The 7,887-nt window shown below is 67.9% G+C and carries 8 protein-coding genes; 4 read left to right on the top strand and 4 right to left on the bottom strand.

What is annotated here, in order from left to right; genetic code table 11:
* From VFG33_RS33050 to VFG33_RS33040, 3 genes are all read right to left on the bottom strand, one after another.
* On the bottom strand, nt 1-1,039 hold a 1,039-nt coding region (locus VFG33_RS33050; RefSeq protein ID WP_325056928.1), incomplete at its 3' end, for a DUF1700 domain-containing protein.
* Nucleotides 1,036-1,362, bottom strand: coding sequence for a PadR family transcriptional regulator (locus VFG33_RS33045; RefSeq protein ID WP_325056927.1), 327 nt, complete (start codon nt 1,360-1,362; stop codon nt 1,036-1,038). The genes VFG33_RS33045 and VFG33_RS33050, both read right to left, overlap by 4 nt.
* 250 nt (nt 1,363-1,612) lie before the next feature.
* Complete coding sequence (locus VFG33_RS33040) at nt 1,613-3,559, bottom strand: Xaa-Pro dipeptidyl-peptidase (protein ID WP_325056926.1); 1,947 nt, start codon at nt 3,557-3,559, stop codon at nt 1,613-1,615.
* Nucleotides 3,560-3,704: 145 nt separating this feature from the next.
* Between VFG33_RS33040 and VFG33_RS33035 the strand changes: the two genes are divergently transcribed.
* From VFG33_RS33035 to VFG33_RS33025, 3 genes are all read left to right on the top strand, one after another.
* On the top strand, nt 3,705-4,718 hold the full coding sequence (locus VFG33_RS33035) for a LacI family DNA-binding transcriptional regulator (protein WP_325056925.1): 1,014 nt from the start codon (nt 3,705-3,707) through the stop codon (nt 4,716-4,718).
* A gap of 15 nt (nt 4,719-4,733) precedes the next feature.
* On the top strand, nt 4,734-5,648 hold the full coding sequence (locus tag VFG33_RS33030; protein ID WP_325056924.1) for a 1,4-dihydroxy-2-naphthoyl-CoA synthase: 915 nt from the start codon (nt 4,734-4,736) through the stop codon (nt 5,646-5,648).
* Between the two features lie 79 nt (nt 5,649-5,727).
* Complete coding sequence (locus VFG33_RS33025) at nt 5,728-6,711, top strand: phage baseplate protein (protein WP_325056923.1); 984 nt, start codon at nt 5,728-5,730, stop codon at nt 6,709-6,711.
* 65 nt (nt 6,712-6,776) lie between these two features.
* Here VFG33_RS33025 and upp read toward each other — a convergent pair whose 3' ends face one another.
* The gene (gene upp, locus VFG33_RS33020) at nt 6,777-7,418 is read right to left on the bottom strand and encodes a uracil phosphoribosyltransferase (protein WP_325056922.1); all 642 of its coding nucleotides are present in this window, start codon (nt 7,416-7,418) and stop codon (nt 6,777-6,779) included.
* A gap of 134 nt (nt 7,419-7,552) precedes the next feature.
* Here upp and VFG33_RS33015 point away from each other — a divergent pair, with 134 nt between their 5' ends.
* Nucleotides 7,553-7,723, top strand: coding sequence for a hypothetical protein (locus VFG33_RS33015; RefSeq protein WP_325056921.1), 171 nt, complete (start codon nt 7,553-7,555; stop codon nt 7,721-7,723).
* Nucleotides 7,724-7,887 lie beyond the last annotated feature (164 nt).

Genomic DNA, 7,887 nt, shown 5'->3' with positions numbered 1-7,887 from the left:
CACTGTCGGCACCCTTCATCAACGCGGGCTGCGGGAACAGGTTGCTGGTCGGCTCGGTGGAGACGTTCGACCCGTAGATCGCCGCGCAGTCCTCCGGTTGCACGCTGATCGGCTGGCCGTTCTGGTCGTACAGCCGGACGGAGACCTGGCGACCCTGCGCGTCGAACGGGTAGATGTTGTCGATCCTCTGCCCGTCCAGTGCGAGACCTCCCACGGCGTAGTTCGACGCCGGGTCGTTGTGGTAGCTCGAGGAGGAGAACAGCCCGGACGAACCGCCGACGAAGCTGGCGGCGAGCCAGAGCGGTACCGCGATCGTGGCGACCAGGTTCAGCGGCACGACGTACCAGAGCCAGCGGCGGTCCTGCTGCGTGCGGCGGCCGATCCAGATCGACACCGCGGCGCCGGCGAGCGCGCCGACCACGGTGACCGCGCCCGCGCCGAACATTGCGAAGAAGCCGCCGCCGCCGACCACGCCGCGGGCGACCCACCAGACCGGCTGACCGATGGTGACGAGCTCGCGCCGGACGTTCGGCGGGAGCTGGTCGACCAGACCACGGATCGACTCGGCCCACTGGGCGCCGCGTGGTTCGTCCAGCACGATCCGCGGGTCCTGGCCGTTCAGCGCCCGGACGCCGAGGTAGGCCGCGCCGAACAAGGTCGCCAGTCCGAGCAGGCCGAAGAAGGCGACGGTGTCGAACGACCCGCCGACGAGCCCGACCACCAGCAAGAACGGCCCGACGGTGCAGGCGATGATGCCCCAGCGGAGTGCTTTGCGCCCTGCCCCGCGATCCGCGGCCTGCTGGGTCCTCGGGGGATAACCGGCCGCGGTGCGGAGCTCATCGGCGTACTGGCGTGGGCTGCCGAGGCGTTCGTCGAGCGCGGCGGCGGTCAGCTCCTGCTCGAACTCGGCGGCGACCTCGGTCAGGTGGCCGGACACGTCCTCGAGCACATCCTCCAGCTCACCCGGTGGCAGGTCGCTCAGCTCGGCCCGGACCTGGGCCAGGTAGGTCGCGACGGGTCCCGTCAGAGTGCTGTTCACGCCGCCTCCATGTGCAGCAGGCCCGACATCGTGTCGGCGAAGTGGCTCCAGGTCTTGGTGGAGTCGGCCAGCAAGTCGCGGCCGGTCTTGTTCAGCCCGTAGTACTTGCGATGCGGGCCTTCCTCACTGGGTTGCACGTACGACGTCAGCGCGCCGGCCGCGAACAACCTTCGCAAGGTGCCGTACACCGAGGCGTCGGCGACATCCTCGAGCCCCGCGGCCCGCAGCCGGCGGAGTACGTCGTAGCCGTAGCCGTCCGCATCCCGCAGTACGGCCAGCACGGCGAGATCCAGCACCCCCTTGAGCAACTGGCTCGGATCCATCCACTCCACCCCGTTCGTCTCATCGCACCGGGAGGAATCGGCCCCCTCAGACCGGCCCTCCCGGTGCTCTGCCGACCACACTACTACACATCGCAGACTACTCCGCCAACCAGCATCCAGACGCGCGTCGCGGCGACGAGTGCGGCATGCGGACGCGGTTTGCCGACCGGAGCCGCCGGGGGTGCGCCTGAGCCAGCGCCACGCTTGTTGCCCTAGGCAACCGGGTGGGTGAGTTGTCGGGCTGCTGAGATCAGCCGAGGGGGTCGTGCAGGTCGGGGCGTTCGGTCGGGGTGTTGATGGTGACGTCGATCGGCTCGACCTTGGCCGGTGCCGGCACCTTGCCGGCCGTGACCGGGAGGTTGAGCTTGCTGTTCGCGAGGTCGATGTCGATGGTCGCGCCGGTGTCGTTCGGCGCGGTCCATCCACCGTCGCTCAAGGTCACCGCGAGGCCGAGCACGCGCCCCTTGGGGATCACCTCGTCCTGCGCCCGCAGCGGCACGGTGACCGTGGTCCACTTGCCCGGCGTCAACGGCTTCGGCTTGCTCAGCGAGCTGCTGTGCGCGGCGTCGATCCAGCCCCGGCTGACGATCCCGTGATCGCTCTCTTCGGTCTGCTTCTGCACCGTGAAATAGCAGGCGTCGTCGAAGTCGGACTGCGGTGCCACACAGGTCTCGGTGTCAGTACGCCGGATCCCGGAGTACCGCTCACCCTCGCCGTACTCGATCAGCCGCGCGGTCACCGGAGTGGTCTCCGAATCCGCCCTGATCCGCAAGGTCACCGTCGGCGTTCCGCTGACCCGGATCGCGGCCGGCAGTGGGGCCGAGAGGAACATCTGCCGTCCGGCGATCACCTCGGACGGCGTTGCCACGATGGTGTCCTCGGTCAGCGAGGGCTCGTCCGTCACCGTGACGGTTCCCTTGCCCTTGGCACCGAGTTTCCCCTCGGCCAGCGGCACCGGCACGGTCTTCGACACGGCCGGCCAGGTCGGGTAGTCGCGCCACACGTCCGGAGCGGTCTCGACGGAGGCCATCGGCTCGCGCATCACGTTGTTCTGCAGGCCTTGCAGCCAATAATCGAACCACTTGTGCAGCTCGTCCACCCAGGCGTCCCGGCGGAACTCGAACGGGTCGACGTGATCTTCCAGGCCGAGCCAGATCTTCCGCGGCACCTTGTTCTTCGCGAGGGCGGTCCACCACTGCGCGAAGTGGTTCGTCTGGACGTTGTAGTCGCTCAGGCCGTGCGTGACGAACACGGACGCCTTCACCTTGCTTGCGTCCTTCACATAGTCGCGCTCGGACCAGAAGGACGTGTAGTCCCCGGTCTCGTCGTCGTCCTGCTCGCCCAGGTCCGCACGAACCGCCTCGCAAGCAGGGGTGTCGTGGCCGACATAGCCACCCAGCCAGGGCATGTAGTCGACGGAGTACGGGACGCCGCCGGATCGCGAGTAGTCGTACCAGGACGAGATCGCCGAGATCGGCACGATCGTCTTGAGTCCCTTGACCCCGGTGGCCGCGACGCCGTTCGCCAGCGTTCCGTCGTACGACTTGCCAATCATGCCGACCGAGCCGGTCGTCCAGGTTGCCTTGACTGGCTTGCCATCGCTTGTGTGGGCAGTGTTTCTGCCGTTCAGCCAGTCGATCACGGCGACGACGGAGTCGATCTCGTCCTTGCCGCCGACATCACCGCAGCCGGTGGATCGACTGGTGCCGACCACATCGACCCCGACCACGGCGTAGCCGCGGGGGACGAAGTAGTTGTCGTAGTACAACGGCATCTTCTGGATGACGCCGTTCTCGTCGTAGGTCTTCTTCTCGCTCTCGTTGCCGCGCCCGCAGCAGGAGTAGTACGGCGAGGCGTCCATGATCACCGGGATCCGCAGCCCGGCGGCATCGGTCTCGCGCGGCCGGACGATGTCCACCGCGATCACGTCGTTGCTGCCGTCGGAGTCGGTGTCCATCAACGTGTCGACCCAGACCGACTCGCGGATCGCACCGGCGTAGTCGTAGACGGGCTTGGTACTGCGGGTGGCCGGATCGACGTGCGGCGGGACTCCCGTGGCGTCCGCGCTCAGTGCTTCGGCGCCGGGCTCGCCGGGTCCGTCCGGCACGGGAGCGGCCGTGGCTGTACCAGTGATGGCTCCCAGGCAGACTGCAGTGGACGAGACCAGGACAATCACCCTGGCGCGGACGGTCGTCATGGCTGGGAAGGCTAGTCATTCAGGCGCGCCAAAGCCAGGTTCTGGCGACATTGGCCGGTACTTGACAGCCACAGAGGGTGATCAAGGCCGGTCTTCCGATAGTGTGACCGCCACCCAGGGGGAGCTGCACGGAAGGTGGGTACCAGTGAATCTGCGAGCACCGGTCACGTTGCTGGACGTCGCACAGCGCGCGGGTGTGTCGGTCGCGACCGCCTCCCGCGTGCTCAACGGGGGCGATCGGGTGCCGCGTCCCGAGCTGCAGGAGCGCGTCCGTGAGGCCGCCGCGGCCCTCGGCTACACGCCGAACGCACAGGCCCAGGCGCTGGCGAAATCCTCCACCAACGTGGTCGGCATCCTGGTCCACGACATCGAGGACCCGTACTTCGCGGCGATCGCGAACGGCGTGATGCGGGCCGCCGACGAACGCGGTCTGCTGGTGATGCTGGCGAGCACGTTCCGTGATGCCGACCGTGAGATTGCTTACCTGTCTTCTCTCCGGGCCCAGCGCGCCCGGGCCGCCGTGATGATCGGCAGCCGCCGCACCGACGCCGAGGGACTCGCCCGTACTGCGCACGAGGTCGAGACATTCCTGAACTCCGGTGCGGGACTCGCCTTGGTCAGTCAGTCAGGCATGCCCGCGCACACGATCGAGCCGGACAACCGTGCCGGTGCGGCCGAACTGGCCCGGTCGTTGGTGGGACTCGGGTTGCGGAAGTTCGGCGTACTGGCTGGTCCTGACGGTCTCGCGACCGCGCGGGATCGGCGCGACGGATTCGTCGCGGGGCTGGCCGAGTCCGGGCTGGAACCGGTGGCGGTGCAGGGCGGGGAGTTCACCCGCGACGGTGGTCATTCGGCTGCTCTGGAGTTGCTGGATCGCAAGCTCGACCTGGACTGTCTGTTCGCGGTGAACGACGTGATGGCCGTCGGTGCGATGTCCGCGCTGCGCGGCCGCGGAGTCGACGTACCGGGCGAGCTCGGAGTGGCCGGGTTCGATGACATCGCAACGCTGCGGGATGTCTGGCCGGGGCTGAGCACCGTCCGGCTGCCGCTGGAGCAGATGGGCCGGCGGGCGCTGGAGCTGGCGATCGAGGGCGGCGAGCCGAAGACGGAGACGTTCCCGGCCGAGGTCGTCCTCCGCGAAAGCACAGCAAAGTCGTGAAATATGCTCGGCCGGGTGACCGAGCCAGCGCACGTCTCCGAGATCTTTGACCCGTCCGCGTGGAAAGAGGTCGACGGGTTCGACCTGACCGACATCACCTACCACCGCGCGGTGGACGCCGGGGTGGTTCGGATCGCGTTCAACCGGCCCGAAGTACGCAATGCCTTTCGGCCGGGAACAGTGGACGAGTTGTATCGGGTGCTCGACCACGCGCGGATGTCGTCCGATGTCGGCTGCGTGCTGCTCACGGGCAACGGACCGTCCCCGCGCGACGGCGGTTGGGCGTTCTGCTCCGGTGGCGACCAGCGGATCCGCGGCAAGGACGGTTACAAGTACGCCGAGGGCACGACGGCCGACACGATCGACCCCGCCAAGGCAGGGCGGCTCCACATTCTCGAAGTGCAGCGGTTGATCCGCTTCATGTCGAAGGTGGTCATCGCTGTCGTGCCGGGGTGGGCAGCGGGTGGCGGGCACAGTCTGCATGTCGTTGCGGACCTTACGATCGCCTCGGCCGAGCATGCGCGGTTCAAGCAGACGGATGCGGATGTGGCGTCGTTCGACGGTGGTTTCGGATCGGCGTACCTGGCCCGGCAGGTCGGGCAGAAGTTCGCCCGGGAGATCTTCTTCCTGGGCGACGAGTACTCCGCCGAGGACGCCTTCCGGATGGGCATGGTGAACAAGGTCGTGCCGCATGCCGAGCTCGAGGCGGTCGCGCTGGAGTGGGGCAAGAAGATCTGCGCGAAGTCCCCGACCGCGCAGCGGATGCTCAAGTACGCGTTCAACCTGATCGACGACGGTCTGGTGGGTCAGCAGATCTTCGCGGGCGAGGCGACCCGGCTGGCCTACGGCACCGACGAGGCCGCCGAGGGACGCGACTCGTTCCTGGAGAAGCGGCCGGCCGACTGGTCGCCGTACCCCTATGCCTTCTAACAGCCTTCACTGAGAAGTTCACAGAAATATTTGTGCGAGCTACTGACAGTGCACGGTAAATCTCTTACCGTCGCTGGGTATGGACAACCTTTCCCGCCGTGGGTTGCTCGCCGGAGCCGGTGCGATGCTCGTCGCCGGTTCGTCAGGAGTCGCCCACGCCTCCGCCGCCCCTGTCCGTGCTCCTCTACGTGTCGAAGCCCTGCCCGCCACCAAACGGTTCACCATGAGTGGATCCGGTGGCGAGATCTTCCGCAGCAAGCCGTTGTGGGGGCCGACCGTGATGCAGTCCTTCGCGTTCGACACCCCCAATAACCGGCTCTTCACCGGCCAGCTGAGATCCGGTACGCCGGCCAACAGCGGTGACCTCACCCTGAGCCAGCTCAACTTCTCCGGCACCGTGCTCGGTCACATGTACCTGAACGGTTTCGGTCATGCCGTGTCGATCGGCGCCCAGGCGGTCGGCAGTACGACGTACATCTGGACCGAGACCGACGTGGACACCGCGAACGGGCGCGGTCGCCAGATCTGCAGGTTCCCCTGGCAGAACGGCGCCACCCTCAGCTCGTCGTCGGTGACGAAGTGGAAGCCGGTGTCGAACGGCAGCGTGTTCACCCCCGCGATCGATCAGCGGTACGGCCGAATCGGCATCCGGCACGCGTTGTCCGACGGCATGCACGTCAACATCTACTCGCTCGCCGCCGCGGCCGCGGGGGACTTCTCGACCGTGCTCACGTCCTTCAAGCAGCCGGCCCTGACGCCCGGTGTCGCCTTCCAGGGCTGGGCGCTCTACGGCTCGTACGTGTACTTCTGGGAGGGCACGGCCTACCCCGGGGCTCCCGACCCGGCCAAGGCGAACTCGAAACTGTGGTGCTACGACATCAACCAGGGCGTGCTCGTCGACTCGTTCCTCAGCCTCGCGGGCCAGAGCCTGACCTACCGCGAGGCCGAGGGGATGGCGGTCTACGGCTCGACCGACGCGACCGCCCGCCTGTACTTCGGTTTCGCCTCCGGCGTCGCCGGCGACCGCCGAGCCAACCTCTTCTACCGCAACAACCTCGTCTAGACAGCTCTTGCGTCCGAAGAACCGCGGGGCAGGCCCCTCGCTTCTTCGGACGTAAGCAGTGAGGGCTACTGGGCGACGCCGTAGAGGCGGTCGCCGGCGTCGCCGAGGCCGGGGACGATGTAGCCCTTCTCGTTCAGGTGCGAGTCCATGCCGGCGATCACGAGGTTGACCGGGACGTGCAGGTCGGCCAGTTCGCCCTCGATCCGCTTGACGCCCTCGGGCGCCGCCAGCAGGCAGATCGCGGTGATGTGGTCGGCGCCGCGGTTCACCAGGAAGCGGATCGCCGCGGCCAGCGTGCCACCGGTCGCGAGCATCGGGTCGAGCACGTAGCACTGCCGGCCGGACAGGTCCTCCGGCAGCCTCTCGGCGTACGTCGAGGCGTCCAGCGTCTCCTCGTTCCGGATCATCCCGAGGAACCCGACCTCCGCGGTCGGCAGCAGCCGGGACATCCCCTCGAGCATGCCGAGGCCGGCCCGCAGGATCGGAACCACCAGGGGCTTCGGCGAGGTCAGCTTGACCCCCTCGGCCTCCGCGACCGGCGTACGGACGGAGATCGGACCGGTCCGCACATCCCGGGTGGCCTCGTACGCGAGCAGCGTGACGAGCTCCTCGGTCAGCCGCCGGAAGGTGGGCGAGTCCGTCCGCTCGTCCCGCAGCGCGGTGAGCTTGTGGGCGACGAGCGGGTGGTCCACGACGAGGATCTGCATGGCGGGAACGCTACCGTCGGCGATTCGCTGCCGGGAAGCAAACCCGCTGTTACGGTCGAAAGGCAGTCGATTCAGGTTAGGGCCCTAGAGCCGGCCCCCGCCCCGGGGCGCCTCGACCGACAGGACGTGCGCCCGTGGCTGAGAACTCCGGGAAGTCGCCCGAACAACTGGACCGGCTGCGCCGCCGCGCCGCCTTCCTCCGCGAACTGGAGGAGGCCCGCGCCCTCCGAGACCGGATCGCCCCCCGCCGGGCCCGCGTCCGCCAACTCCGCGAAGCCATGCGCCGCGCCACCTACCACCATTGACGACCCGTACTGCGGGTCGCCACGTACCGGAGTACCGGCGGGGGTATCGCAACATTCGGAGCGGTGTGCGCATCGAGTGGGTAGAGCCGGTTCCGGCTTCTAAACAAGGAGTGTGCGCGCATGCGCAGTAGTCTCACCACCACGTCCATCCGAGTCCTTCTAAC

This window comes from Kribbella sp., assembly GCF_035687465.1.
Lineage (GTDB): Bacteria > Actinomycetota > Actinomycetes > Propionibacteriales > Kribbellaceae > Kribbella.
Note: the sequence above shows the minus strand (reverse complement) of the source record. Positions and strands in the feature narration are given on the sequence as shown.